This window comes from Streptomyces sp. Tek67B01 (genome assembly GCF_055231995.1).
This window is the reverse complement of the sequence record NZ_JBUYUY010000001.1, coordinates 6587914-6612829: the sequence shown is the minus strand read 5'-3', so window position 1 is coordinate 6612829 and position 24916 is coordinate 6587914. Positions and strand designations below refer to the sequence as shown.

Annotated in this window: 23 protein-coding genes; 13 read left to right on the top strand and 10 right to left on the bottom strand. The window is 69.9% G+C overall.

From position 1 onward, the window contains the following. Nucleotides 1–18 precede the first annotated feature (18 nt). The 3 genes from ACV7NM_RS30035 to ACV7NM_RS30025 all read right to left on the bottom strand — a co-directional run bounded on the left by ACV7NM_RS30035 (nt 19) and on the right by ACV7NM_RS30025 (nt 2391). Nucleotides 19–702 carry a hypothetical protein gene (locus ACV7NM_RS30035; RefSeq protein ID WP_463413247.1) on the bottom strand — a complete coding sequence of 228 codons (684 nt, stop codon included), beginning with the start codon at nt 700–702 and terminating at the stop codon, nt 19–21. Between the two features lie 210 nt (nt 703–912). After that, nucleotides 913–1449 carry a hypothetical protein gene (locus ACV7NM_RS30030; protein ID WP_463413246.1) on the bottom strand — a complete coding sequence of 179 codons (537 nt, stop codon included), beginning with the start codon at nt 1447–1449 and terminating at the stop codon, nt 913–915. Between the two features lie 180 nt (nt 1450–1629). Next, a complete protein-coding gene (locus tag ACV7NM_RS30025) occupies nt 1630–2391 on the bottom strand; it encodes an NAD(P)H-dependent glycerol-3-phosphate dehydrogenase (RefSeq protein WP_463413245.1) in 762 nt (253 codons plus the stop codon). A gap of 316 nt (nt 2392–2707) precedes the next feature. Between ACV7NM_RS30025 and ACV7NM_RS30020 the strand changes: the two genes are divergently transcribed. Then, nucleotides 2708–3328, top strand: a complete 621-nt coding sequence (locus tag ACV7NM_RS30020; protein WP_463413244.1) for an NAD(P)H-dependent oxidoreductase — start codon at nt 2708–2710, stop codon at nt 3326–3328. Between the two features lie 50 nt (nt 3329–3378). Here the strand turns inward: ACV7NM_RS30020 and ACV7NM_RS30015 are convergent, their stop codons facing one another. Beyond that, nucleotides 3379–3726, bottom strand: a complete 348-nt coding sequence (locus tag ACV7NM_RS30015) for a VOC family protein (RefSeq protein WP_463413243.1) — start codon at nt 3724–3726, stop codon at nt 3379–3381. Nucleotides 3727–4085: 359 nt separating this feature from the next. Between ACV7NM_RS30015 and ACV7NM_RS30010 the strand changes: the two genes are divergently transcribed. Next, entirely contained in the window at nt 4086–5123 is a 1038-nt protein-coding gene (locus ACV7NM_RS30010; protein ID WP_463413242.1) for a glycoside hydrolase family 26 protein, read from the top strand. A gap of 27 nt (nt 5124–5150) precedes the next feature. Here ACV7NM_RS30010 and ACV7NM_RS30005 read toward each other — a convergent pair whose 3' ends face one another. Beyond that, nucleotides 5151–8813, bottom strand: coding sequence for a hypothetical protein (locus tag ACV7NM_RS30005; protein ID WP_463413241.1), 3663 nt, complete (start codon nt 8811–8813; stop codon nt 5151–5153). Between the two features lie 253 nt (nt 8814–9066). Here ACV7NM_RS30005 and ACV7NM_RS30000 point away from each other — a divergent pair, with 253 nt between their 5' ends. Then, a complete protein-coding gene (locus tag ACV7NM_RS30000; RefSeq protein WP_463413240.1) occupies nt 9067–10038 on the top strand; it encodes a hypothetical protein in 972 nt (323 codons plus the stop codon). A 57-nt stretch (nt 10039–10095) separates the two neighbouring features. Here the strand turns inward: ACV7NM_RS30000 and ACV7NM_RS29995 are convergent, their stop codons facing one another. Then, nucleotides 10096–10521 carry a DUF6003 family protein gene (locus tag ACV7NM_RS29995; RefSeq protein ID WP_463413239.1) on the bottom strand — a complete coding sequence of 142 codons (426 nt, stop codon included), beginning with the start codon at nt 10519–10521 and terminating at the stop codon, nt 10096–10098. Between the two features lie 183 nt (nt 10522–10704). Between ACV7NM_RS29995 and ACV7NM_RS29990 the strand changes: the two genes are divergently transcribed. Continuing rightward, complete coding sequence (locus tag ACV7NM_RS29990) at nt 10705–11058, top strand: VOC family protein (RefSeq protein ID WP_463413238.1); 354 nt, start codon at nt 10705–10707, stop codon at nt 11056–11058. Between the two features lie 558 nt (nt 11059–11616). Continuing rightward, entirely contained in the window at nt 11617–12396 is a 780-nt protein-coding gene (locus ACV7NM_RS29985) for a maleylpyruvate isomerase family mycothiol-dependent enzyme (RefSeq protein ID WP_463413237.1), read from the top strand. Between the two features lie 29 nt (nt 12397–12425). On the opposite strand, the gene ACV7NM_RS29980 is transcribed toward ACV7NM_RS29985, so the two are convergent. Continuing rightward, nucleotides 12426–13556: an FAD-dependent oxidoreductase gene (locus ACV7NM_RS29980; protein WP_463413236.1), complete on the bottom strand. Its 1131-nt coding sequence runs from the start codon at nt 13554–13556 to the stop codon at nt 12426–12428. A 143-nt stretch (nt 13557–13699) separates the two neighbouring features. Between ACV7NM_RS29980 and ACV7NM_RS29975 the strand changes: the two genes are divergently transcribed. The 5 genes from ACV7NM_RS29975 to ACV7NM_RS29955 all read left to right on the top strand — a co-directional run bounded on the left by ACV7NM_RS29975 (nt 13700) and on the right by ACV7NM_RS29955 (nt 18921). Then, the gene (locus ACV7NM_RS29975; protein ID WP_463413235.1) at nt 13700–14389 is read left to right on the top strand and encodes a TetR/AcrR family transcriptional regulator; all 690 of its coding nucleotides are present in this window, start codon (nt 13700–13702) and stop codon (nt 14387–14389) included. A 218-nt stretch (nt 14390–14607) separates the two neighbouring features. Next, on the top strand, nt 14608–14940 hold the full coding sequence (locus ACV7NM_RS29970) for a hypothetical protein (RefSeq protein WP_463413234.1): 333 nt from the start codon (nt 14608–14610) through the stop codon (nt 14938–14940). A gap of 164 nt (nt 14941–15104) precedes the next feature. Continuing rightward, the gene (gene melC1, locus ACV7NM_RS29965) at nt 15105–15509 is read left to right on the top strand and encodes an apotyrosinase chaperone MelC1 (RefSeq protein WP_463413233.1); all 405 of its coding nucleotides are present in this window, start codon (nt 15105–15107) and stop codon (nt 15507–15509) included. After that, nucleotides 15506–16330 carry a tyrosinase MelC2 gene (melC2, locus tag ACV7NM_RS29960; RefSeq protein WP_463413232.1) on the top strand — a complete coding sequence of 275 codons (825 nt, stop codon included), beginning with the start codon at nt 15506–15508 and terminating at the stop codon, nt 16328–16330. Before melC1 ends, melC2 begins: the two co-directional genes overlap by 4 nt. Before the next feature lie 209 nt (nt 16331–16539). Next, nucleotides 16540–18921 carry an ADP-ribosyltransferase domain-containing protein gene (locus ACV7NM_RS29955; protein ID WP_463413231.1) on the top strand — a complete coding sequence of 794 codons (2382 nt, stop codon included), beginning with the start codon at nt 16540–16542 and terminating at the stop codon, nt 18919–18921. A 57-nt stretch (nt 18922–18978) separates the two neighbouring features. Here ACV7NM_RS29955 and ACV7NM_RS29950 read toward each other — a convergent pair whose 3' ends face one another. Both ACV7NM_RS29950 and ACV7NM_RS29945 read right to left on the bottom strand, forming a co-directional pair. Beyond that, on the bottom strand, nt 18979–19284 hold the full coding sequence (locus ACV7NM_RS29950; protein WP_463413230.1) for a protealysin inhibitor emfourin: 306 nt from the start codon (nt 19282–19284) through the stop codon (nt 18979–18981). A 70-nt stretch (nt 19285–19354) separates the two neighbouring features. Further along, a complete protein-coding gene (locus ACV7NM_RS29945; RefSeq protein WP_463413229.1) occupies nt 19355–20566 on the bottom strand; it encodes a M4 family metallopeptidase in 1212 nt (403 codons plus the stop codon). A gap of 706 nt (nt 20567–21272) precedes the next feature. Between ACV7NM_RS29945 and ACV7NM_RS29940 the strand changes: the two genes are divergently transcribed. Further along, on the top strand, nt 21273–22079 hold the full coding sequence (locus tag ACV7NM_RS29940; protein ID WP_463413228.1) for a hypothetical protein: 807 nt from the start codon (nt 21273–21275) through the stop codon (nt 22077–22079). 77 nt (nt 22080–22156) lie between these two features. Here ACV7NM_RS29940 and ACV7NM_RS29935 read toward each other — a convergent pair whose 3' ends face one another. After that, nucleotides 22157–22453, bottom strand: coding sequence for a hypothetical protein (locus ACV7NM_RS29935; RefSeq protein ID WP_463413227.1), 297 nt, complete (start codon nt 22451–22453; stop codon nt 22157–22159). 269 nt (nt 22454–22722) lie between these two features. Between ACV7NM_RS29935 and ACV7NM_RS29930 the strand changes: the two genes are divergently transcribed. After that, entirely contained in the window at nt 22723–23550 is an 828-nt protein-coding gene (locus tag ACV7NM_RS29930) for a hypothetical protein (protein ID WP_463413226.1), read from the top strand. An 83-nt stretch (nt 23551–23633) separates the two neighbouring features. Then, a complete protein-coding gene (locus ACV7NM_RS29925) occupies nt 23634–24575 on the top strand; it encodes a hypothetical protein (protein WP_463413225.1) in 942 nt (313 codons plus the stop codon). Nucleotides 24576–24916: the final 341 nt, after the last annotated feature.

Below are 24916 nucleotides of genomic sequence, written 5' to 3'. Positions count from 1 at the left end.
CGGGCACGGCGGCGACGGTCATCCGGGCGACCTGGCGGGGGCCGGGTTGGCGAGCGGGGAACGCCGGCCCTTGCCCAGGGCCCGTAAGGCGGCCCAGTCCACCTCCGGGTGTTCGGCCGGAATCCGGTCGACGTCCGCCCTCCGGTAGAGCCGAATCCGTACGGTGCCGCCTCGGGCCGCGCCGAACTTCACCCTCGCCTCCTGCGCGCAGGTGATCCAGCCGAGCCGTACCAGATGGTCGAAGTCCGTTCGGCGGATCCGCAGGCGGGCGGCGCACTGGTCCGGGCCAAGTGGGGTGGCTTCGGCGATCAGGCGGTCCAGGTCCGCGCGCCGGGCCAGGTCCATCACCTGATCGGGGTGCAGCAGCGGCCGGTTCGGATCGTCGGAGAGATCGGTCAGGTACCCGGCTGCCGCCATCTCCCGCACGGTCGCCACACTCACCCTGGCCGGTCCACCGGGCGGGTTCGGTGTTCCCAGGGCCTGCGCCAGCCGGTCGGCGGCCTCCGCCCCGGACAACGCGTACGGCAGACGGCCGGCGATCGCTTCGGCATCCATGGACTCCACCGCGGCCCGCGACCACATCATCGGCCCCACATCCGCTGCCGGCACCGCCCCGATGTGGACCGCCCACCGTAACGCCACCTTCGGCACCCTCAGCCGCGCGGCGGCCCGGCCTTCGTCGTACTGGGCCTCCTGCCCCACTGCCGACCTCCTCCCACTCACCCGCCTCCCCCGCTGCCCCGAAGCTCCCGGTACATGCGAATCAGTACCGATACGGCGCAGTTACGGAGCCGCTGGAGCGGGGAGCCGCCACGCGTGGCCACCCGCCCAGCCGAGGTCGGCGAGGGCGCACGCGAGCGCGACGGCGTGCGCCCAGGGCCTCCCGGTGGTGCTCGCGGTGGTGCTCGTGGGTCAGTCCCGGTCCGCGCCGGACAGGGCGTTGGTGATCAGGCGGGTGGCGTAGTCGCGGTCGCCCGTCAGCCGGTTGATGTGCTCCGCGAGGAGGAGGGCAGTGGCCTCCAGGGGGTTCATCTCGTCCTTGGTCCAGTCCCCGTACTGCTTGCGCCACAGGCTGGGGCTCAGGTCCGTGGCTGCCGCGATGACCATGCCGGCCATGGTGGGGATGGCCTCGGGGCGCACGCTCCTGGGCATCGTGCGCATCGTGGCCACCAGGTGGGGCACCACGTACTCGATGGCGTCCTTGTCGTGGGCCTCGTACGCCTTCCGCAGCCACGTAGTGAACATGTAGATGAGCGTGCACGCCCCGTCCACCAGGTCACGGACGCCTTCGCGGTCAAGGGAAGCGGCGAACTGGTCCATCAGACGCCGCTGTTCGGGATCGGTCCCCGACTTGCCGTCGTAGACGGCTTTGAGGCGGGAGTCGATCACCATGAGCGCCGCTCCGACATCACCGGCGGGGGCGTACTGGGGGTCATACGACGATGACACGGGAACCTCCTCATGCGGACACGGCAGGCAGCACGGCACGACCGTACGGTAGATCGCCCGGGGAGGAGGCCGAGTTGGCGATCGGCAGTCGGTTCGGGTAGGGGTGACGCCTATGGAGGACGCGAAGAAGGGCGTCGACCCGGCGCCCTGCTAAGGGTTCAGTGCTCCGGCTCGGGGGGCTCAGTGCTCGGGCTTTGGTGGCCGCGGCGACAGCGCGCCGGCGGCCTGGTCGAGGGTGACCTTCTCGTGCAGCAGGGCGGACACGGCCTCGGTGATCGGCATCTCGACGTCCTGTGCCCGGGCCAGGGCCAGGATCGCCTCAGCGCTCTTGACGCCCTCGGTGGTCTGACGGGTGGCGACGGTGGCCTGCTCGACGGTCATGCCCTGACCGAGGTGAGTGCCGAAGGTCCGGTTGCGGGAAAGCGGTGAGGAGCAGGTCGCCTCGAGGTCACCCAGGCCGGCAAGCCACGCGAGGGTGGCTGGATGAGCGCCCATGGCCACGGCCGGCCGGGTGGCCTCCCGCAGCCCGCGAGTGATGAGCATGGCCTGCGCGTTGTGACCCAAGCCCATTCCGGAGGCGACACCGACGGCCAGGGCGATGACGTTCTTCGTCGCCCCGCCCAGTTCGCAGCCGGTCACGTCGGCGCTGGTGTAGGGCCGGAAGTAGGCGGTGTGGCACGCCCGCTGCACGCGGTGGGCGGCGGCCACGTCGGGGCAGGCGATCGTCGCGGCGGCAGGCCGGCCGTCCATGATCTCGCGGGCCAGGTTCGGGCCCGAGAGCACCGCGACGCGCCCGGCGCCGACGCCGGTCACCTCGGTGATGACCTGGCCCGCCCGCAGGCCGCTGCCGATCTCGATGCCCTTCATCAGCGACACGATCACGGTGTCGCGTCCGATGTGCGGGGCCCAGGCGCCGAGGTTCGTACGCGTCGGCGATGGCACCGCGCCGAGCGTGCATGATCACGTCGGCTCCGGCACCGCCATGATCTTGCCCACGGCGGGGCCCCAGGCCCCGGCCGAGAAGACCGCCGCAGGGGCGACGCTTCGCTGGTGCACTGCGGGGTCCCACCGCCGGACGGCGCGGGCCTGCCGCCGTGATCGTGGCCGAGCGCCGTCATACTGTCGACGGTCGTCCCGGCCCGACCCGGACCACCCGTGCCCCTCCCCCGTCGCCCCGACGCGTTCCCGGTCGCCGACAATTGACGGGCAGCCGGCGGCGGATCAGCCGAACACGGCTCATGTCGATGGGGGACGGACCATGCGCGTAGGGGTATATCTCGCACACCCGCGGCCGGGGAGTTTCAACCACGCCGTGTTCGAGGCGGTGGTGGACGAACTGCGCGGGCGTGGATGCCAAGTGGCGGCGCACGACCTGTATGCCGAGGGATTCGCACCGCAACTCTCAGCCGCGGAGACGGGGACGGTCGACTCGGCGTCCGGAACCCCTGACTCGCAGGTGGCACTGCACCAGGAGGAGGTGGCGACGCTCGATGCCATGGTGTTCGTACACCCGAACTGGTGGGGCATGCCGCCCGCTGTCCTCGTCGGTTGGGTGCAACGCGTGCTCGCGCCCGGCGTCGCGTACAAACTCGGTACTGCCGAGGGCGAGCCCGTGGCACTGCTGAAGGCAGGCAAGGCCCTCGTCCTGAACACCTCCGACACTCCTGCGGAGCGGGAGGAGAACGAGTTCGGCGACCCGTTGCAGAGCATCTGGTCGGCCTGCGTGTTGCCGTACGTGGGAATGGCCGACGTACGTCGGGTCGTTTTCCGTACGGTCAGCGACGCGGACGACGAAACGCGCAGGGGGTGGCTCGAAGAGGCCCGTCGGCAAGCCGCCGCGCTGTTGGACGGGGACGTGGGTCCCATGCACGGCGGCTGACCGTCCAGAGGGGCCGCGCGCACGGCGAGTTCAGGGGCGGGGAGAAGCCGTCAGCGATGGCCGAGCACGTTCACCACGCGTCCGCTCGGGTCGCGGACGAAGAATCGCCGTACGCCCCACTCCTCGTCCTGCAAGGGGTGAATGATCTCCGCACCGCTCTCCGTCATGACCGCGTAGGCCGCGTCCACGTCGTCCACCTCGATGCTCATATCGGGGGCGACGGGCGCGGTCTTGTCACTGCTCATGACGCTGATCTGCGCCGCCGGGCTGGACGGGGAGGCGAGAGTCATGATCCAGCCGTGGTTCATGACCTCCTCGAAGCCCAGCAAGCCGTAGAACTCCCGGCTCTCCTGCGCGGCCTCGGACCGGATGTTGGGTACGACACGACGAACGGCCATGGACGACTCCAAGTCACGACAAAGGGGTCTCTACGTCTCTCTACGTCTCTCTCACATCTCTCGGCATTACTACGGCACGTCGGCCGTCGCCCGCTATCGACATGGCGAAACGGAAGGGAGCTGCCCGCGCACCCACGACATTCCGGGACCCCTCCCACACGCTTCCTGGCCATCCCCGAGTGACGCGGCGCCGGCCACCGACACGCGGACGAGCGGACGACTTTCACCCGTTCGGGCCACGTAAAGGCCGCTGACCACCCCGAACGGCCCAGCATCCACGCCTCGGACAGCCCACTACTCGGATGCCATGACTAACGTCACTGCCAGACACATCCATCAGCGAGGCTTGAGGAGGCGTCATGTCCCATCGAGGCCGTTGGCTGGCGGGCGCCTGCGCGAGTACGGTCGCCGTCGCCATGCTCGTGACAGGGGGCGCCCTCGCCACGCCTCCGCAAGACGGTCCCGGTGGAGACGCCGAGGGCGAAGTAGCGGTGGGTGCCTACCTCCACTACGACTCGGCCGGTGTCGACAGGATGCGGGAACTCTCCCGCTGGCTGGGGGGCGCCGAGCTGCGCGCCGGGCACACCTACCTGCCCGGTGACACCTGGATGAACATCGAGGGAGCACCCGACTCCTTGGACAGCTGGGCACGGTGGCGCAATGCGAGACCCGATCGGCTGTTCGTCCTGAACGTGCCCATGCTGGAGCGCAACGAGGCCGGCGTCCCCGACGGTCAGGTCGCCGCGCTGCTCCGCTCCGGTGCGCAGGGTAAGTACGACCACCATTTCCGGCGGCTCGCCGAGCGCTTGGTCGGCCTCGGGGTACCGGACACCGTGATCGTGCTCGGCTGGGAGATGAACGGCTTCAACTACACACACCGATGCCGGCCCGACCCCGCGAACTGGAAGAAGTACTGGCGGCGCATCGTGGAGGCGATGCGCTCGGTGGAAGGCCAACAGTTCCGCTTCGACTTCGCCCCCAACCGAGGCGTTGACGCGGTCCCTTGGACCAAGTGCTACCCCGGGGACGACGTGGTCGACGTCATCGGCATGGACACCTACGACCAGCCGCCCGGCGATTCATTCGACGAGCAGGTCAACCAGCCCTACGGACTCAAGCAGCAGGTCGACTTCGCCGAGGCGCACGGCAAGCCGATCTCGTACCCCGAATGGGGGTTGTTCCGCAACGGCGACAATCCCGAGTACATGCGCGACATGCTGGCATGGATCGACGAGCACAAGCCGCTCTACCACAGCATCACCGACTACTGCCCGCACGGTGTGTGGCAGTGCAGCAAGAACCCGCGCTCGGCACAGGTGTTCCGCGAGTTCCTGTCCCACAACGGTGTCCGGAGCCGGGCCGGCTTCGGCCGTGACAGGGCGCGGCCGAAGAACTGAGCCTGGTGGGAACGGAATCAGTTCAAGTCAGGTCAAAAGGGCTGCGACCGGTGACAGGGGTTCCCATGCCGGATCGCGGCCCGTGAGCCGATCGGTCACGCGTCGCCAGGCCTCCGGATCGGCGCCGAGACGAGTGGCCACGAGGCCGGCGAGGGCCGCTAGGGCGGCGCGGGCCTGCTCCGGGGCGTCGGTGCGGCGGGCCGCGCCGCTCAGGTAGGCCAACATCAGCGCGGCCGGGGCCGCACCGTGCAGCAGATCGGTGGCGGTGAGCATGCCGGAGGCGAGCAGCCCGTCGAGCTGCGTCGCCGGCGGGCAGTGGGACAGCCCGCCCAACCCGTAGCGGGCGCGGGCCCTCGTGAGGTCCTCGCCGTCGGGCAGACCGTCCGGACCGGGCTCGCGTACGAAAGCGGCGTGGCGCAGGCGGAGGTCGGCCGGGGCGTCGCCATTGTTGACGAGCTTGCCCCAGTGCGGCAGCGGCTCCTGCGCGTGAGCGGCCTCCACGGCCTCCCAGTCGATGCCACCGGGTACTGTCGCCGCGCCGCCCGGGGGCCGCCAGGCCGGACGATCGCGTCGCAGCCGGGCGATGAATTTGGTCGGGTCCAGCTCCCGGGCGGCCCGGGCCCGCAGCACGGCCGCCGGGTCCGGGGAGGCCAGCGCCTTCACGCACAGGGTGGTCGCCGCTGAGCCGAGCAGATCGCGTCGGACGAGGGCCGTGAGACGGTCGGCGCCGCCGTGCTCGAGAAGGTTCAGGCAGCCGAGGATCTGCTGGAGGAGGCTCAGGTCGCCACCTTGGCGGGCGAAGACCTCCTCGATCAGGTCCGGTTCGGCCGAGTACAGCCAGCGGGAGCCTCCGACCGGCGGCGCGGACTGGTCCCACCTCACCTCCGCCAGCGCGAGCGCGCCGACCGTCACGGCTTCCGCACCGGGGCGCGCGCCGGAACGAGAACTGGAACGGGAACGGGAACGGGTCACGATCCGCTGGGCCGTCCGCGATGTGGTGCCGTTCCGTAGGAGGGTGAGATCCACCTCCGGGTCGTCGAGGTGGGCGAGCCGTACCTCGGCGCCGTCCTCCAGCCAACGTGACTGGGCGGCGAGGACGTGCAGGGCGCGCGGATCGCGCCCTGCCAGCAACCGGCCGAAGACGGTACGGGGGGTCCGGTCGTTGCGCAGCAGGTACGCGGCTAGCAACCATGGGCCGTCGGGGCCGAGGCGGGGCAGAACCGCGTCGACGGTGTCGGCGTCGGCCAGACAGAGCAGTGTGCCGATCGGCCAGCTCCAGGAGTGGTTGCCCCTCTTCAGGAGGCCGATCGCCTCGTCCGGGGTGGTGGGGCGGGGCGTGAAGAACCCTTGCGCCGACTCGTCCAGCGGCCGGCACGTCACCTTTCCCTCGAAGGCGCCGCGGGGCCGGGAGGACAGCTCCAGCAGCTCGACCCAGGTCGGACCGTCGGCGGACCGGCGCTCGACGAGCCCGGCGGCGGCCGAGGCCGTCTCGGCCAGGCGCAGCCAGCTGTCAGGGTCGGTGCCGAGTTCCGAGCGCAACAGACCTGCGACTGCGGCCCGCCAGGCGTGGGTGAAGGCGAAGCGGCGCCAGTCGTGCGGGAGGCGGAGCAGGCGGGCGGCCGGCAAGAGTGCGGGAAGTTCCTCGGCGGGGAGGATGCCCTGGGTGTAGGCCTCTTCGGTGAGTACGGCACTGGAGCCCCAGCTTTGGGGGCGCTCCGCGCGGACCTCGGCGAGGGTCGGGGCGGTGTGCCAGGAACCCTCGTGGGGCGGCTCGACGCCGTGGGCGGCGCAGGCACGGACGAGCCACTGGGGGGTGGCGAGACCTGGGGCGTCGCTCCGCCAGTGGTGCGCGAGAAAGCGGAGCACACCGGGTTCGGTGGGCACCGGGACCTCGTCGGGGACGGCCGCGAGGGAGCGCAGCAGATCGAGTGCCGCCAGTGCTCCCCGCTCCTCCGGGCGCCCCGGGACACGGGGCAGATCGACGCCCCGACCCTCGGACCGGACGGTCTTGGCCTCGTCGCTCACGGACTCGCCGGTCGCGGGCTCGCCCTTTTCGGTCGTGGGGCGCCCCCTACCCGTGGCGGTCGTCGCGCGGCCGACGGGCGGTGCTGTGGCGCCCGCCTCGCTGAGCAGGGTGTGGAGGGTGCCCTGGTGTTCCGGTAGGAGGGTGTTCACGGCGTCCCACGCTTCGGCGCGCTCCCCAAGGTTGGCTTCGACCAACGCGCGGAGAGCGGCCGGGGCGGTGTCGCCGAGCAGACCCCGGTCGGCCAGCCGGGTCAGCGCGGCGAGCGCCTGCGCGGCGGGGCGTGCGGTGCGGACCAGTTCGGCCGGGTCGAGCAGCCCGGCGGAAACCATTCCCTCCGCCCAGCGGGCGGCGGAGTCGTCCAAGGGTTCCCGGGCGAGCCGCAGCTCCGGCGGCTGCGTGTTCCCGGACCGGCGGCCCCCCGCGCGCCACGGCTCGTTGAGCACGCTCAGCCGGAACGCGAGGCGCTGCTCGTCGCTCGCGTCCTCGTGGCGGGCCAGCTCCTCGCAGGCCTTGGGCATGAACGGGGTGGCAGCGTGGGCGTTGGCCAGGGCCGGCAGATCGTGCGCGTACGGCTCGCAGAGCAGGTCGCGCAGGCTGCTCGTGCCGCGGGTGGTGGCCAGCAGCGCCGGAAGCCGCGCGGGGTCGTCGTAGGGCTCGCACTGCTCGCGCAGCCGTCCCGGCGCGGCGCCGTCGCTCGAACCGGCTTCCTCGTCGAGCGCCTTGCCGACGGCCACGACGACGGGCCGGCTCAGGCGCCAGGCGATGGTCTCGTCTTCGAGGAGGGCGCGAACCGCCGCCGGTCCGGCGCATTCCCACACACGGACCAGCGCGTACCGCTCCGCGGCGCCCCTCCCGGTGTGGAGCAGGGCGCGAGCGGTCAGCTGCGGGTCGCCGGAGCCGAGCAAAGGTATGAGCCAGGTGCTCGGCGGGTTTCCGGCGGGGTCGGTCAGTTCGGCCCGCAGGCCCTCCTCCATCGGGACCCGGTCGATGCGGTGCGCCAGGGCGCGGCGCAGGGACGGGGTACAGCGCGGGTTGCGGTACACGGCGGCGCCGACCCGGCTGTCACCCACGGCGAGCAGCCGGGCCAGCGCCCGCGAGTCGAGTCTGGTGTGACGCGCGAGCGCGGTACGGGTACGGGAGTCCCCGCGCTCGGTGACCGCGGTCACGAGGCCGGGGCCGGGGAGCGAACCGGTGGACAGCAGCGTCTCGACCGTCCGGTCGGGCATGGCCGCCAGCGCGGCGGCCGCGTCCTCGGACCGGGTGTGCTCCAGCAGCAGAGCCAGGGTGGCGTAGACGCTCCGGGGCGCGGGCGGGCGAACCTGGTCGGGGTCGGCCGCCGGTGCGGGTGGAGGTACGTCGGCCAGCAGGTCGGGGAGGGTGCCCCGGTGCGTGGCCAGTGCGTCATGGACGCCGAGCCAGCGGTCGGGACGGCCCGTCAGGTGACTGCGTATCAGCTCTGCCAGCCAGAGCGCGACTTCCCCGTTCGCCCCACCGACGGCGGTGACGGCTGCCCCGACCGTGCGCGCGGGACGTGCTTCCTCGACCACCCGGAGCGCGCCGCCGGCCGGGATCGCGGCAGCGCCCGCGCCCGCTTCGGCGCGGGGCGGCGTGAGGAGACCGCGCAACACCTCGGCGGCCGTCGTGCTGTTCTGCGAGTGGCTCATGATCGCCATGCTAGGGCGGAGGTCTGACAACCGGTCCTGGCGTCGGTCCGGGGTCGATCCGGGGTCGGTCCGGCAGCCCCACGGTTGACCACCTGACGCGGAGCCAAGCCGATGATCGCGACGTGTACGACGTCCAGTTCACCCCGGCACAGCACCCTCCGGGACCGGCCGCATGACGAGCAGCGGTAGTACGGCCAGAGCCGCGAGCCGGCCCGCTTCCGATCCGGACCACCCCTGGCGTTAGCCTCGCCGCATGGTTGTTCATCCCACCCCACACGTCGTCACGCGGAACGTCGACGGAGAGATCCGTGCGTACGACCTCACCTCCGGAGAGCTCGGCCCCCTGGCGCCGGTCACGGTGTTTCGACCGCTCGACGGCCACCAGGTCGAGGAGTCGGCCCTCTCCCCCGATCTGCGACGGGTGGTGTACACCACCCTGAACGCGGTGGTCTGCCTCACGCGCGCCGGGGACACGGCGTGGATTGCGCCGCTGGAACCGCACTCCGACCAGCCTCACGGCCACCGGCCCGGTTGCGCGTTCTCCCCCGACGGCCACACCGTCTGGGTCTACCGGCCGGACGCCATGGCGGGACGCGAACAGGCGGACCAGTGGATCGCGTACGACGCCGAGACCGGTGCGGTCATCGCCGCCACAGAGCTGGACACGGTCGGCCACGGCGGTATTCAGCTCGCCCACCCGACCGACGGCAGCATGTACCTCGACGTCGGCGAGGGGCAGGACGGCTCGATCATCGTCCGGGGCGTGCTCCCGCCCGACGGCGGCGAGCCCGAGTTCGTCACCTACCCGTGGGACGACCGCTGTCTGATCGCCCTGTCGCCGGGGGGAGAGCACTTCATGACGGTCCACCACGAGCAGACGGACGTCGCCTTCCATAGCCACCCCGGCGGCGAAGTGACGCTCGCGCTCCCCGTCGAATCTTTCGGATACGACCCGGACGAGGTCTTCGTCGAGTGGAGCGGCGGCTACCTGAACCCCCACACCGCCGTCGTCACCCTGGGGGGCGAGGGGGACGACGAACAGGAGTGGTTCCGCCACCACCTCGTGGACCTGCGCACCGGAACCGTCCAGGGCGAACTCACCGTCGAGACTGAGAATCCGTACGGACTCCGCCTGCTCGGTGACGGCACCTGGCTCACCCACGACCCGGCCGGCCACCCGATCCGCTGGACCGGCCACCCCGAGGAGCAGGTCACGAAGGCCTAGCGAGGACTCGGCGCAGACCTCCCGCGACCGGCCGATGGCACCGGGCGGGTCCGGCGGTCAGCTCTGGGAGGCGGAGGAAAGCGTGGTGGGGTCGACACCGGAGAGTTCGATGACCCGATGGGCCGGCACACCGGCGGCGAGGGCCCGACGCAGCACGGCGTCTCGGTTGTCCTCGCTCTCGCGGAATGCGAGCAGGTCTGCCTCGGCGCTCGCCACGGGATCCGTGGCAGCGGCGCGGCGGACCTCTTCGAGTTCCTCCGTGGTCAGGGGGACCGGGAGCCTCTCGGCCCCCTCGGGAATGAGGTGGCTCTGCTCCGGCGGTACGACCCGGACGCTCGGGGACGCCGGATTCACACCCTGGGCGGCGAACCACGCTCGCACTGCGGGCGTGCCCAGGCACTCCAGCTCTCCGACGAGGGCGAGCGGCGTTCCCTGCCAACCTGAAGCGGTGGTCGCGAGAAACAGGTAGGCGTCATCCGTCATCGTGGGTCACTCTCCTGGCACACCGTAGCTGCAGACGATCGCTGCCCTCATACCCCCTCTCAAGGGGAACACGCCGTCGTTTTCCCGCTCCCCGCTCGGAGACCCGGCCCCCCGGACACGCCACTCGGCGGGGTCGCGGTGCATCCCGTTTCCTGCAAGCCCCGGCAACTCTAGGATCGGCGGATGACCTTGGAATGGGAACAGGTAGTCGTCCACTCGGTAGACCCGATGGCCTTGGGGCAGTGGTGGGCCACGGCTCTCGGCTGGGTGGTGGTCCATGCCTCTGATGACGAGTTCGAGATCCGCCCGGAGCCCGATCGCCTGCCGGGGTTGGAGTTCGTCCGCCTTGATGAGGGCAAGAAGGGCAAGAGCCGACTGCACCTCGACTTCAGGCCCGATGACCAGGACGCGGAGGTGGCCCGCCTGTTGGCTCATGGCGCGCAGCGTGTTGACATCGGCCAGGGTGATCAACCGTGGGTCGTATTGGCAGACCCCGAAGGCAACGAGTTCTGTGTCCTTGCCCGACGGCGTCACTAGGGCTCGCTCACGCGCGGGGCGCGTCCCCCGGCCTTGAGGATTCCGCGCAGCCCGGCGCGGCGCCCGCACAGCCATCCCGCGCAGCCGCTCACCGTCGCCGGACGCCATGGCCCCGAAGCCGATGAGGACGGGCGGGGGGCCGGGGGGTGCAGGAAATACTCCAGTTCCGTAGGCAGCCGTTCGGCCCGTCGTGATGGGGTCACCGATTGCCCACGCCGTCCAGCCCGGAGCGCCAGTCGGAGGGGCGGGGCACCAGCGTCGTACCGAAGCCGTGCAGGACGGGCCACTGCGCCTGTTCCTGAGGGGAGGGCAAACCGCCCTCGTCGGGGTGCGTCCGTCTGCTGCGTGTCGCCTGTCCACCGACACTCGGCCGCGCGGCCCGGCGGCCGGGAGGGCGATGAGAGTGAGGGTCAGGCGCGTACGGGTTGCCGGCCCGGGACGGGAATTGACATCCCCGGCCGGCTCGAACTACCGTCCGCATTAGTTAATGGCTTAAACTATCCACCACCTTAAGCATTCGGCCCCCTGGGGCTGCACGACCGGAGGAAGGGCACGGACATGAACCCCGCCCAGCACGGAGCGGCCGTCGCAGCCGAGACCGCCGAGTTCGTGGCCACGGTCGCCGCGGCCGACCTCTCCACCCCGGTACCGTCCTGTCCCGGCTGGACTCTCGGGGACCTCACGCGGCACGTGGGCAGCGTGCACCGCTGGTTCACCGAGCTGCTTCGCCGGCGCGTACAGCAGGCGCCGACGAGCCGTGAGGTGGACCTCCGCTTGCCCGAGCGGCCTGACGGCCTCCCCGAGTGGCTGGCCGCGAGCGCGAGCGAGGCCGACGAAGTATTCGCCTCCACCGACCTGGACGCTCCGATGTGGGCCTGGGGAGTCGACCAGCACGCCCGGTTCTGGGTGCGGCGCATGCTGTTCGAGACGCTGGTCCACCGGGTCGACGCCCAACTCGCGCTCGGGCTCTCACCGCACATCGACCGCGCACTGGCGGTCGACGGCGTCGACGAGTTCCTCACCAACCTGCCGTTCGCCTTTCCCTTCGCGCCGCTGACCGCCCAACTGCGCGCCCCGGACCGGACCATTCGCTTCACCAGTACGGACGGCAATGGCGACGGCAATGGCGACGGCGACTGGCTGGTAGCCCTGCGCCCAGACGGCTTCGCGCTGGTGGCCGATCGCGCCGAGCCCAGTGCGGCGGACGCCACCGTCCGGGGAACGGCCGCGGACCTGCTGCTGCTCCTCTACGGCCGCCTGGACCACCGCAGCGACACCTTCCGCCTGCTCGGTGACCGGGAGCTGCTCGCCCACTGGTTCACCCACTCGGCCTTCTAGGCTCCGACCACCGCGACGCGACGCGGGCGTCAGCTCTGCCCGTGTCCGGTGAACATGTCGAGCAGGCCCTGGGGGGCATGGCCGTCGAGGCAGCAGAGCCGGAAGACGTCGACGGCTTCCTTGAAGGCCGCGGCGCTGCGAGGAAACATCGCCTTCTCGTATGCGGTGAGCGCGGCCTCGGTGTCATCGGGGTGCGCGGCGATGGCCCTGCCGAGTTCGGCGCCGTCGTACATGGCCAGGTTGGCGCCTTCGCCGGACGGGGGCATGAGGTGGGCGGCATCGCCGAGCAGGGTCACGCCGGGTACGCGGTCCCACCGGTGCCCTTCGGGCAGGGAGTGGATGGGACGCGGGACCGGTGCGGTGTCGGAGTCGGTGATCAGGGCGGTGAGCTCCGGTGCCCAGCCGGCGTACTCACTGGCGATGCGGGCGGTGGCCGCGGCCGGATCGGTGAAATCGACGCCGTCGAACCACTCCTTCGGCTTGTTGAGCGTGGTGTAGGCGTGGAGGGTCCCGCCGCTTTCCCGGTGGGCGGTGATCCCCTGCCCCGGCGCGAGCGCGAACAGCGCCCCTCCCCCGACCGCCTTCGCGCTGGCAGGGTGCCGGTTGTCACTGTCGAGGAGGTAGGTCTCGACGAACGACGTGCCGAGGTATTCGGGTATGGCGTCGGAGAGCAGCGGGCGGACCCGTGACCACGCGCCGTCGGCGCCGATCAGCATGGTCGTGACGACGCCGGCACCCTCGGCGAAGGCAACCTCGTGGCGACCTCCTCCGAGGGATCGCACGCCGCTGACCTTGTGGCCCCACCGCACGGTGCCGGCCGGGAGCGAGTCGAGGAGCATCTGACGCAGCTCGCCGCGCAGCACCTCGGGGCGTCGACGCGCTCCGTCGTCGGGTTCGTCGAACAGAACGGTTCCGTCCCGGTCGAGAATCCGCGTCGCCTCCCGGCCTTCCAGGATGAGGGCGCGGAACTCGTCCATCAGGCCCGCCGCCTGGAGAGCCGGTTGGCCGTTGTAGTCGTGGATGTCGAGCATCCCGCCCTGCGTGCGCGCCGTCGGGGAGGCCTCCGCCTCGTAGACCGCGGCCTGGATTCCGTGGACGTGCAGGACGCGGGCCAGCGTCAGCCCTCCGAGCCCCGCGCCGATGATCGTGGGAGTGGTCATGGTGCTGCCTTTCTGATCGCGGACGGCCGGAGCCGGCACCGACATGTCTCAGCTGGAACACCGTTCCAGTCGCCTCCTAAAGTGGAACGGTGTTCCACCCCTGTCAAGATGGAACGCGATTCCAGGGTGTTTAGGATGGGGACATGGCAACCAGAGCGCGTCGTTCGGAACGACGGCAGGAACCGCTCTCCCGGGAGCGCATCGTGAGCGCCGCCGTGGAGCTCCTCGACACGGTGGGCGAGCGCGGCCTCACCTTCCGCGCGCTCGCCGAGCACCTGGCGACCGGTCCGGGGGCGATCTACTGGCACGTCACGGGCAAGAGCGAACTCCTCGCCGCGGCCACCGACGCCGTGGTCTCCGCCGGCATCCACGGCGACGACGGCGAGGCCACACCGCAGGAAGCGATCCGTACCCTCGCGCTCGGCTTGTTCGACGCGATCGACGCCCACCCATGGGTCGGCACGCAGGTCGCCCGCACACCGGGACAGTCGCCGATGGTCCACGTCTTCGAACGCATCGGACGCCAGATCCAGGCGCTCCGCGTACCCGAAGCCGCTCAGTTCACCGCGGCGTCAGCGCTGCTGAACTACATCCTCGGAGTGGCGGGCCAGAACGCCGCCAACGCGCGGGCTCAGCAGCCGGGCGCGGACCGGGCCGCGATCCTCGACGCCGCGGCGACCGCATGGGGAGAGCTCGACCCCGACCAATACGCGTTCACGCGAGCCGTGGCCGACCAACTGCGCCACCACGACGACCGAGCGGAGTTCCTCGCGGGCATCGACCTGATCCTCACCGGAATCACAGGAATCGCAGGAATCACCGCGCGGACCTGACTCCTTCACGCCGCGGCGGGGCAGCGGTTGTTCGTAGAAGCAGCTCAAGGCAGTCGAGCACCCGCTCGAAGACGTTACGCAGCTCATCTGCTTGCCGGGGCGGTCGAACTCGTCCACGATGCTCCAAGGCCCAACCGTCCGGATTCCACTGGGTACGGTCAGGGCGTCGGAGAACAGGGGAGACAGTGGCAAAAAACAGCAATCCGAGGAAGCACCCCGTGGTGGCGGCGCTCATACCTCTCTTCGTACTGACCGGGCTGCTGCTCGGGCCTGCTGCGACAGCCACGGCGGCCGCGCCGGGCGCCCGGCAGGCTTCCGCAGCGGCGGCGCTCCCGCAGCGCGGTCTCCCTGCCGGCGCCAACGTGGCGACAGGCCTCCACGCGCCGATGTCCTCCAAGGTGACAGCCACCACCGGGACCAAGAAGAGTAAGAAGAAGAGCAAGAAGAAGAGCGGGCTCTTCAAGAAACTTCTGATCGTCGTGGTCGTCGTCATCGCGCTGCTCGTGGTCCTGTACGTGGTCCGCCGGGCCCTGCGCCGCAGGTCCGCCTAGCCACACGGAGACCGCGGCGGGGCGGCGGCGAGGACGCGGGTCCCGCCGTGAGCGCGGACGACGCTGTGCACGATGGCCGGGCCGAGGCCGACGTCGCTTCTCGACGCCGTGGATGCAGGGGCCAATGATCTTCGGGTTTCGGCCTTCTGATACTTCTTCAGGCCATGAAGAGAATCACTCGCCGACAGGCCCTGGGGATCGGTGCCGGGGCGGTCACCGCCCTGGGGCTGACCGCCTGCTCGTCCTCGTCGGCTTCCGCTCCCGCCGCCGAAGCGTCGGGAGCGTCCAATGCGCCCGTTTCCATACCCACCGGCGGCATCGACGAGGTGTACGAGGGCCGTCGTATCCAGATCGCCTTCGGGCCGGGCGGGCACCACGGTGTCGGGGCTCCCACCGTCAAGATCGACGGCAATGAACTGCACCTGATGGGCAACGCGGACGGCAGCTGGGTCACCGTCGTCAACCACTACGAGACCTTCCCGGACCCGATCTCGGCCGCCCGCGCCGCCATCCGAGGCCTCCAGGGCGCCGAGCTCGCCCCGTTCGTCGCGAAGGAGGTGCAGCTGTGACCGTTCGCAAGAACCAGGCCGCGCTGACCGCCGACGAGAAGCGCGCCTTCGTCAACGCCGTGCTCGAGCTGAAGCGGACGGGCGTCTACGACCGGTACGTCAACGCCCACAACTACTACCTCATGACCGACTCCGACTTCGGTGACCGGCTCGGCCACCGGGCGCCGTCCTTCCTGCCCTGGCACCGCCGGTTCCTGCTGGACTTCGAGGCGGCGCTGCAACGGGTGGACAGGAACGTCTCTCTGCCGTACTGGGACTGGACCGTCGACCGTGAGTCCAGATCCTCCCTCTGGGCGACCGACTTCATGGGCGGCACCAAACTGGGCCCGGACGGGCAGGTGCTCGACGGGCCGTTCGCCTACGCGGGGGGAAAGTGGGCCGTGACGGTCGGGGTGGACCGGCGGACCTATCTGCGGCGCGGGCTGGGTGCAGGGGTGCCGCAGCTGCCGACCAGAGCGGACGTGGACTCCGTGCTGGCCATGCCGGTGTACGACGCCGCTCCCTGGAACAGCGCCTCGAGCGGGTTCCGCAACCACCTGGAAGGGTGGCGCGGGGTCAACCTGCACAACAGGGTCCACGTGTGGGTCGGTGGCCACATGACCACTGCGGCTTCCCCCAACGACCCGGTGTTCTGGCTCCACCACGCCTTCATCGACAAGTTGTGGGCCGAGTGGCAGACCCGCAACCCGAAGTCCGGCTACCAGCCCACCGCGCCGACGCCCAACGTCGTCGACCTGCACCACACGTTGGGGCCGTGGAACAACGTGACGCCGGCCGACATGTGGGACCACCGCAGGTTCTACACCTTCGACAAACCGTAGGAGCGGGAGCGGACGGCCAACGCCGAGGCCCGGCGCCGGCTCCTCGGCCGCGCCGTGCCCGTGGGTCCGGCAGCCGGCAGAGGCTGGGGGCGACGGGACGTTTCCGCAGGTATGACGACCGATCATGCTGTGTCGCCGGCGGCTGCGTTGTCAGTGGTGGCGATTACGTTGGGGGTGTTGCCAGGGACGGTTTCCGACAGGAGTGGACGATGACCGAGAGCAGTGTTCAGCCCCCGCTGAGGGTGGTGCTGACAGACGTGAACGAGCGCGTGGTGGAGGCGTGGCGGGCGGCGTTCGCGGACACTCCCGGCATCGAGATCCGCAGGGGCTCGATCCTGGACGAGGCAGTCGACGCGTGGATCACCCCGACGAACTCCCGGGGCCGGATGGACGGTGGAGTCGACGCCGTCATCAAGCGGTTCCTCGGCTCCGGCATCCAGCTGCGTGTGCAGCGTGCGATCCGAGATCGGTTCGCCGGAGCCCTCCCGGTGGGCAGCGCGGTCTGCGTCCCGTCGGGGGCGACCGTCCCCCGGTACCTGATATCGACGCCCACGATGGTGCGGTCCTCGCAGAACGTGAGTGCCACCTTGAACGTCGCGCTGGCATGCGCCGCCGCGTTCCAGGCCGTCCACCGGCAGAACCGGCAGGCGCCGGGCAGCATCCGCTCCGTCGCGCTGGTCGGGATGGGTGCGCAGACCGGGCGGGTCCCGGCCAGGGTCTGCGCCAACCTGATGTGGACCGGTTACACGCTCTTCCACGACCACTGGTTCGAGGATGACGACGAGCTGCGCGCCACGATCATCACCCAGCTCAACGGCATAGAGAACGCCCCCGTCGAGCAGCGTGTACGCATCGTGCCGCCCAAGGCCGTTGTGCCCGACCCTGCCGCACACCCCGCAGGCCAGGTCCACCCCTCGACCACGACGATCGAAAGCCCCTCCCCCGTGGCCGACGCAACTCACCAGACCGACCCGACCCCGACCGCCACCCCGACCCCGGCGCACACCGCGCCCGACGCCGACGACCCCCTGGCTCTCACCGAACTCTTCAACGGCGGAGGTGAGCCCTGGCTTCCGCTCCTGAAGCCCGTCATCGAGGCGCTGCCGGACGCGGCCCGGTTCATCGGGAAGGGCCGCAGCCCCGAGGTCGTACCGGTCCGTGAGCTGACCTTCCAGGCTCTCAAGCCCCACCCACCCCACAAGTGGAAGGTCGTCGCCTTCGGCCAGAACCCGTACCCGCGGGCGGAGAGCGCGACCGGCATAGCCATGTTCGACAACACCTTCAACGACTGGAAGGACAGCCAGTTCGGCAGGGTCGTCAGCATCCGCTGCATCATCAAGGCGGCGGCGATGTGGAAGTACGGCATCGCCAAGAAGACGCCCATCGCAGACATTCGCGCGCTCTTGAAGGAGCGGGACACGGTCCAGCCGCCCGAGTGGTTCCAGGCGATGCTCACACAGGGCGTGCTGTTGCTGAACGCCTCGCTCACCGCGAGCGGCGACGCAGCGATGGCTACCGACCGACACACGGCATTCTGGCGGCCCGTCGCCGAGCGGATCATCGAGGAGATCCTCAAGGCCAAGCAGGACGCCGACGAGGAAGACCGAGGGATCGTGTTCGCCTGGTGGGGGGCGCACGCCCGCAACCTGAAGGCGGTCGTCCTGCGGCTCCAGGAGAAGTACCCGGACGTCGAGGTGCGGCACATCGACCACGCGAACCCGGCGGCGCAGGGCGACATCTTCTGCGAGGGCGACCACTTCACCCTGGTGAACGAGGCTCTCGCGTCGCTGGGTGCCGATGTGATCGACTGGCTGCCGAGCAAGGGGTGGAACGAGGGGGAGGCCGGTACGGCGGGGGGTGTCTCGGCACGCATGGGCGCCTTCATCGAGTCGACTATGAACCTGCACCAGATGTACCTGGAGCGGCTCACCAGCGTCAAGGACGAGGGCCTGGTCCTGCCCGCGATCACCGGCGTGTTCGATACCCCGCTGATGGACTTCCGGGATGCCGTCGCACCCGTCGCCGAGGAGCTGTCCGGGCTCGTCGGACACATCGACCGGTCACACGACTTCGGCAAGCGGCGGGCGTACGAAACCAGCGGCAGCCTGTCCGCCGACGCGATCGCCGCGCTCTACCTCTACACCTGTGAGTCCGCCTTCTACCGCGAGATCAACGCCGCCCTCCGCTCCCCTGACCGCAGCCGGGTCACACCGTATCTGCCCTACCTGCGGCTGCTGTTCTCGGCGGTCTCGGGGCTGCCCTCCCATACTCAGTCGCTGTGGCGCGGTGTGTCCTTGGACCTGCGGGCGCAGTACCCAGTGGGTCGGACGGTGACCTGGTGGGGCGTCTCTTCGTGCACTTCCAAGCCGGCGGTGGCCCGCTCCTTCCTGGGCAGCCGCGGCAAGCGGACGCTCTTCGAGGTGACACCCGCCCGGGCGGTCGGGATCAAGAGCTTCTCCGCCTTCACCGGGGAGGAGGAATACATCCTCACGCCGGGCACTCAGCTCAAGGTGACGGACGTGAGAAGCGAGCGCGGCGGGCTGTGCACGGTCAAGCTGACCGAAGTGGACGCCGCTCCCGTGGTGTCCTGACCCAGCGTCCGGGGCCATGGCCACGTGATTACGGTGACGCGGCGCCCGACACAGGCGTCACTGCTGCTCCAAGCGTTCCTGAAGGCACGCGAGCAGAGCCGCGAACTCGGGGGTCATACCGGCGTCCGACTGCTTGAGCATAGTCGAACGGCCGCCGTCCTCCACCGTGATCGTGTAGGTCATCGCGTCCCTGGCGGCGCCGGGTCGGCCCACCTCGGGCGTCGGGTTGGCAGCCGCCGCCACCAGTTGGGCCAGCTCGGCGGCGGCAGGCTCGGGCAGGGTTTCCGTGTCCAACGCCTTGGGCGGGGTGCGGAGATTCGTCGCCGCCGCCAGGCCGCCGTGTGTCGTCAGAGTCACCTTCATTGCGCGCAACCTCATCACGATGGGCACGGAACCGGTCGGCGGGATCGCCCCGCAGCCATTTCGGTGGTGGTCACCCGGTCCCCTTCAGGGCGGCCACCTCCTTGGCCAGCCCCGTCACCTTGGCGCTCAGTTCCCCGACCTGCCGGGTCAGGGCCGCCAGGCCGTCTTGCCGGCCCACGCCGCCGTTCCCGTTGAGCGCCAGGTTCCGTGCCCGTGCGAGACCGGGCGGAACGCCTCTGACGGGGACTTCCACCTCCTGCCACGCCGCCAGCACCGCCGATTGCTCGGCGCTGCCGTCGCCGAACAGTTCTCCGGCCTTCTGGAAGGTGGTGTCCGCGAAGTCCTCGAACCGGTCCTCGGCACTGCTCGCCTTGAGCGATTCGTACCAGATCGGCCCGGCCGCCTCCCACGCGAATCCGCCGATGCCCACGGCCGTCAGGAAGAACGCCTTGTTCGGAATGCCGGAGTTGATGTGCACCCCGCCCGAATCCCCTTCCTCCGTGTCGGGCAGGTGCATGAATTTGCTCATACGGTCAGGTTGGGGGTCCCGTCCGAACTGGGCATTGTCGTACGCATGCCCGGGGGCCTTCATCGATCGCAAGGCGTCGCCGTCGATTCCCGGGGTCCATATGTCGACCCCGATCAGCCAGTCCGCTTCCTCGGCCGACTGCTTCACCGACCACTGCTTGACGAGCGACCCGAAGACGTCCGACATCGACTCGTTCAGGGCCCCGGACTGGTTGTGGTACTCGAATCGGGCCGTGTGATCGGTGACTCCGTGCGTCAACTCGTGGGCGATCACGTCGAGAGACCCGGTGAGGTTGCCGAACTTCTTTCCGTCCCCGTCACCGAAGACCATTTGCCTTCCGTCCCAGAACGCGTTGTTGAACCGCACACCGAAGTGAACGAACCCGTCCAGGCGCATTCCCCGGCCGTCGATCGAATTTCGCTGGAACACTTCCCTGTAGAAATCGCGCGTCAGGCCGAGTCCGTCGAATGCCCGGTTGACGGGATCATCCGCGGACTGCGGTCCGTCTTCCGTCCTGACCAAGACGGCGGAGGCGAGGAATCTTCCCTGCTCGCAGTCGAAGACGGTACGCCGACCGCCACCGGGAGCGGCGGCACCGGTGAAGGACGCACGGACCGCTCGTTCACCCCGCAGACGAGCCGTGGTCAACATGGTGTCCAAGGCGGCCTGGCGCACCTCGCTGTCTTCGCTCTCCAAAAGCTTCTTGAGAATGTACGGGGGAATGATGCAATTGAGTCGGGATGTCCTGCTCATAGGACACCTCCTGGAAGAGAGGACCGACGGTTAAACATTCATCCACGCGCGGGAAGGTTCACGGCGCTCGATGTGACCGGAACTCGGCGTCGCCGCAGGCCTCCGAGAGGATCTCGCGGACGAAGTGAAGGTGCTTGCCGGATTTGGCAGCAGCGCGAGAAGCGTTGGTGACGGCACCCCTTTTCCAGAGGCGGCCCCACGCTGATATCACCAGTCTCCGACCGCCCGTAGCGGCTGGCAAGCGCAGTCGAGCCCGACCGGGAGCGGGTAGCGAACTGCCAACCCCCTACCGATGGGTACCCGTAATGGACCCGATTCCTGCCCAGCCTGCGCGGTGGCCGAGTCCGATGAACAACGAACCTTTGCCCCAACCCCCAAACGTGTCCGCTTCGTCGAGCTCAACGCAAAGGCGCCGCGGGCGCCCGCCGACGGTGACCTCGCCGGCGGCAGCGCCGAGGCCGGCCCGAGTACCGTCGCCGAGGCTACGCCCGCGCGCCATACTGGCGGCGCTGCTTGTCAGGGCTGCGGCAGAGCCCCGTGTCAGAACCGTGCGGGCCACATTCAGATCCGACAATGACCATTCCCCGGCCACCCTCGCAGGCTTCCGTTTCACGCGCGTCGGCGTGCGGGGGAACGAGCGCGACGGCCTCGCGATCGTCCTCGACGCTCCGGCGGGGAAGCGTCCAACGGAAGATAGATTGGCGAGATGCCTCTTCCCGCCGACCGGAACGCCTCGGACCAGCTCGACGCCCACCCGGTGGCTCGGTGGCAGGGATCGAACCTGCCTCTGGAGAGCCGAGACGGGCCTTCCGCAGACGAGCCGCGCGACCTCCTCCCCTTGGCTCTTGACCGGTTGCGATGTCTTCCGCTTGGCCCGGAGAACGTCTCTCGTCGGGAAGTCGGCACACTGCCGGCGGAGTTCCGTCGCCGCCGCTCCCCCTGGAACGCGGCGGCGCTGCGACTGTTCGACGACGTCTACACCTTCGTGGCCACCGGACCCCGCCGGCATGAGGACTGGGCGAACGACATCCTCGCGATCATGCACCGGACGGTCACCGACCCCCGCGGCTGGGCCCGGCTCGACCAGGACCGCGTGAACACCGCACGCCAGTCGGTGCCCGCATACCCCTTCGAGCCGCCTGCCGCATCGCAGTTCCCTGCTCGCCTATACCCACTGGACCCCGAGGCCGCCATCGCCGCGCTCGCCATCATGACCGAGGAGTGGCAGTCGGAACCGGCCCCCGTGCGCTCCCGCCCTGACCGCCACACCGTCCTCGCGGACGCCCGGACCCTTCTCGACCGGTACGGCTCCACCGCGCGCTACTGGACCAATGCAACCGCCGCCGCCTCGAATCCGGCACCGGACTTCATCGCGGCCGGCCTCCAAGGCACCAGCTCCCACCGCTTCCTCACCGCCGAATACATACACGGTCTCGACCTCGGTGCCGATCTGGGTCTGATCGCGGTGAACGACGACGAGGTGGGAGTTTTCTGGTCGTTCGAGGCGTACTGACTGATCCCGCATCGGGAAGACCCCAGCCGTCGCGTCCGTTCCACGCAAGCACTGGACACGCAATGGTCGGAGCGTTCTCAGATTGAAGGCCGGCTCGTTGGCGGCTCGGTGTCGTGGACCAGCTCAGCCAGCCGGATCAGGAGGCCGTATGTCGTCATGCGCCCGTGGATGCGGATGAAGTAGGACCGGCCGGAGCACTGGAAGATCTCTCGCCTGCGCACCTTCCAAAGCTTGTGCTCGTAGGCACTTGCCGTCTGCCGGAGGGCTCTCTCCGCTTCCTCCGCGCTGCCCTCGAACTCCGCGATGGTCCGTGCATCACGATCCGTCTCGCTGACACCGTCGACGGGTATCGCCGGCACGATCCATCGGGACATCCGGAGATCCCGCCCCTTCCCCCGGCAGCGCCCGCGCGCCGCACGGCACAAGTGTGGCAGACGCGCGGGAAGTCGGCCGGTGCCTCCGCCACGAACGACGGCGGGCCCGACCGGCATGGGTCCTACCGATCCGGGCGGGCTCTCGACCCTCGCCCGTTCGACCAGATCGGGACCCCTCCGCATACCACTGTCAGAGGGCCATGGCACTCTCAGTGGTCTGTCGGCCCAACGGCCGATGGACAGAAACACCGCTGATGTGGGGGGAACCAATGGCAGTTACACGCAAGCGCACGGCGCTACGCACCGGCCTCGTCGCCGCCGCCCTGACGGCAGCGGGGCTCGGTGCCCCGGCCGCTGCTCAGGCGGCGCCGCCGGCTCCGGCGGCTCCGAACGCCCCGGTGGCCCGGGCGACGGCTCAGGGCTTCGAGCCCGGCACCTCGCACGGCGCCGGTGAGATCGCGCGCAGCAAGAACGCCGTACTGAAGCTTCAGACCGACGGCAACCTGGTGCTGGAGCACGTGTCCGGCGGTGTCCTGTGGGCGACCGGCACGTACGGCAACCCGGGCGCGACCGTGGCGTTCCAGCAGGACGGCAACCTCGTCGTGTACTCGGCCGCCGGCAAGGCGCTGTGGGCCGCCGGTTCGTACGGCAACCCGGGCGCCCGCCTGGACCTGCAGTCCGACGGCAACCTGGTCGTCTACCGGCAGGACGGCTCGGCCGCTTGGAGCACCGCCACGTGGATGGTCGACACGACCGTGAACGCCACCTGGCAGATCGGCTCCGGAAACTGGACCTGGAGCGCCAACGCGATCCTCGCCATGGAGCAGACCGGGAAGCTCAGCATCCGGGACCGCAACAACCACGAGGAGCGCTGGTCCACCAACACCTGGGCGCCGGGCGCCTATGCGCGGATGCAGTCTGACGGCAACTTCGTCGTCTACAAGAAGGGCGGCGGGGAGGGCAAGGGCGGCGCCCTGTGGTCCACCGGGACCTGGAACAACCCTGGCGCCCACCTGGTGTTCCAGCTCGACGGGAACCTCGTTCTCCTGGCCAAGGACTCCGGCGCCGTCCTGTGGCAGAGCGGCACCGCCGACTGAGCCGTAATCGGCTTGCCTTTCGGACAGGGCCCGTACAAACTGATCGCCGTTGAATCGAACGCGTTCAACTGAACGTGTTCCTCATGGGGGGTAAGGGATTGAACCTCAACCGTAAGCGTGCCGCCTGGACCGGCGCGCTCATCGCCGCCGCCGTCTCGGCCGGCGTGCTCGTCTCCCCGGTGGCCCAGGCCGCCGGCGGTACGACCAACACCACGACCGCGGTCAAGGTCCCGGTCAAGAAGCCGCAGGGCGGCGTCCCGGCCAAGTCGGCTGCCAAGAACCAGCAGCGCGCGACGGCCCTCGGCGCGACCGCCGGAACCGTCTCGCTGCGCCCGGGCGAGGTGCTCGCCTCGAACGAGTACATCGAGACCGAGAACGGCTACCTGTTCATGCAGCCGGACGGCAACCTCGTCCTGGACCACAAGGCCGGCGCCGAGCTGTGGGCCTCCGGCTCGTACGGCAACACGGGCGCGTACGCGGTCTTCCAGGCCGACGGCAACTTCGTCATCTACAAGAAGGACGGCGGCCCGGGCAAGGGCGGGGCCGTGTGGAGCTCCGGCACCTGGGGCAACCCGAACGGCCACCTGGACTTCCAGGACGACGCCAACCTCGTCGTCTACCGCGCCGACAACTCCGCCAGCTGGTCGACCAAGACCTGGAAGGTGGGCAACAACACCCTCTCCGGTGGCCAGAACCTGGAGCGCGGCACCTGGATGTCGGCCACCAACTCCATCCTCGCCCAGGACAACCGCGGCTACTTCGCGGTCTTCTACCGCGGCAAGGACTACGGCCGGGGCTTCTGGAACTACAGCCCCGGCGCCTACACCCGGATGCAGAACGACGGCAACCTCGTCACGTACAAGAAGGACGGAGGCGAGGGCAAGGGCGGCGCGATCTGGGACACCAAGACGTGGGGCCAGAACGGCGCCTACCTCTCCTTCGGGGCCACCGACTCCACCCTGGTGCTCCACAAGTCCACCGGCGAGGTCCTCATCGACTTCAAGACCGGCGACAACCAGCAGTAGGACAGTGCCGACCGAGCACTGGTTCAGCACTGATCCGGCCCACTGCCTGATCGGCTGAATGCTTGACCCCGGCCCGGGGTGGGTTTGCCCCCACCCCGGGCCGGCCTTGTCTCTCGTCGGGGTTGCTCGATGAGAAAGAACCACGACATCCGGACAAGTCCGGGCCAGATCAGGCCGGAGTGGTCGACGCGCCGGGCACTTTCGCGTGATACACGATTGCTTGGGCGTATTGATCTGGTGCGCGGCACGTCCGGGCGGACGAGGTCGCTGACCGGGCCGGGTGACCGTTCGGGGTGACAGCGCGAGCGTCCGGACCTCTGCGGGCCAACCGACCGCAGGTC

What these genes read in the sequence shown, in the direction of transcription:
- ACV7NM_RS30020 (WP_463413244.1), top strand. Translation starts at nt 2,708, where the DNA reads ATGCGCGTAGGGGTATATCTCGCACACCCGCGGCCGGGGAGTTTCAAC.
- ACV7NM_RS30015 (WP_463413243.1), bottom strand. Translation starts at nt 3,726, where the DNA reads ATGGCCGTTCGTCGTGTCGTACCCAACATCCGGTCCGAGGCCGCGCAG.
- ACV7NM_RS30010 (WP_463413242.1), top strand. Translation starts at nt 4,086, where the DNA reads ATGTCCCATCGAGGCCGTTGGCTGGCGGGCGCCTGCGCGAGTACGGTC.
- ACV7NM_RS30005 (WP_463413241.1), bottom strand. Translation starts at nt 8,813, where the DNA reads ATGAGCCACTCGCAGAACAGCACGACGGCCGCCGAGGTGTTGCGCGGT.
- ACV7NM_RS30000 (WP_463413240.1), top strand. Translation starts at nt 9,067, where the DNA reads ATGGTTGTTCATCCCACCCCACACGTCGTCACGCGGAACGTCGACGGA.
- ACV7NM_RS29995 (WP_463413239.1), bottom strand. Translation starts at nt 10,521, where the DNA reads ATGACGGATGACGCCTACCTGTTTCTCGCGACCACCGCTTCAGGTTGG.
- ACV7NM_RS29990 (WP_463413238.1), top strand. Translation starts at nt 10,705, where the DNA reads ATGACCTTGGAATGGGAACAGGTAGTCGTCCACTCGGTAGACCCGATG.
- ACV7NM_RS29985 (WP_463413237.1), top strand. Translation starts at nt 11,617, where the DNA reads ATGAACCCCGCCCAGCACGGAGCGGCCGTCGCAGCCGAGACCGCCGAG.
- ACV7NM_RS29980 (WP_463413236.1), bottom strand. Translation starts at nt 13,556, where the DNA reads ATGACCACTCCCACGATCATCGGCGCGGGGCTCGGAGGGCTGACGCTG.
- ACV7NM_RS29975 (WP_463413235.1), top strand. Translation starts at nt 13,700, where the DNA reads ATGGCAACCAGAGCGCGTCGTTCGGAACGACGGCAGGAACCGCTCTCC.
- melC1 (WP_463413233.1), top strand. Translation starts at nt 15,105, where the DNA reads ATGAAGAGAATCACTCGCCGACAGGCCCTGGGGATCGGTGCCGGGGCG.
- ACV7NM_RS29955 (WP_463413231.1), top strand. Translation starts at nt 16,540, where the DNA reads ATGACCGAGAGCAGTGTTCAGCCCCCGCTGAGGGTGGTGCTGACAGAC.
- ACV7NM_RS29950 (WP_463413230.1), bottom strand. Translation starts at nt 19,284, where the DNA reads ATGAAGGTGACTCTGACGACACACGGCGGCCTGGCGGCGGCGACGAAT.
- ACV7NM_RS29945 (WP_463413229.1), bottom strand. Translation starts at nt 20,566, where the DNA reads ATGAGCAGGACATCCCGACTCAATTGCATCATTCCCCCGTACATTCTC.
- ACV7NM_RS29940 (WP_463413228.1), top strand. Translation starts at nt 21,273, where the DNA reads ATGCCTCTTCCCGCCGACCGGAACGCCTCGGACCAGCTCGACGCCCAC.
- ACV7NM_RS29935 (WP_463413227.1), bottom strand. Translation starts at nt 22,453, where the DNA reads ATGTCCCGATGGATCGTGCCGGCGATACCCGTCGACGGTGTCAGCGAG.
- ACV7NM_RS29930 (WP_463413226.1), top strand. Translation starts at nt 22,723, where the DNA reads ATGGCAGTTACACGCAAGCGCACGGCGCTACGCACCGGCCTCGTCGCC.
- ACV7NM_RS29925 (WP_463413225.1), top strand. Translation starts at nt 23,634, where the DNA reads ATGGGGGGTAAGGGATTGAACCTCAACCGTAAGCGTGCCGCCTGGACC.